The 406-nt window shown below is 37.4% G+C and carries 1 protein-coding gene; it reads right to left on the bottom strand.

Translation table 11 applies throughout. The features are described 5' to 3' along the window. Window positions 1-406, bottom strand: a 406-nt coding sequence (locus FC37_RS10400; protein ID WP_420889355.1) for a mucin-binding protein, incomplete at both ends; no start/stop codon positions are given.

Genomic DNA, 406 nt, shown 5'->3' with positions numbered 1-406 from the left:
GCTTGTCACTACCAAGTGTCTTCTTTTCAGTGTCATCAATGTAGGTAATCGTAGCTTGTTGGTCATTAGCAGTGTAATGTACGGTTACATTAATATCAGAATCGCCAAATTTAACGACTTTGCCTACTACATTATCCTTATCAGGTGTGTAACCAGCGATTGGTTTGGTAGCAACATCCTTAAATGTTTGACTGCCAGCAGGTGTCCAAGTAATATCTTTGGTTACTAAATCTTGAGTACCGTTTTCAGTAAAGCTCAATGTTTGCTTATTATCACTTGGTGCCTCTGAGTTATCATCCATGACATAGTGAACAGTCATATTAACATCATCTTTGCGGCTTACATTTTCAGTGCCATGTTTCAAGTGAACTTCAAAGCTATTGGACTTGTTATCATTTTGATACTT

It is taken from the genome of Lactobacillus gallinarum DSM 10532 = JCM 2011 (assembly GCF_001434975.1).
GTDB classification, from domain to species: Bacteria; Bacillota; Bacilli; order Lactobacillales; family Lactobacillaceae; genus Lactobacillus; species Lactobacillus gallinarum.
The sequence above is the reverse complement of the archived record's forward strand: the minus strand, read 5'-3'. Positions and strand labels throughout refer to the sequence as shown.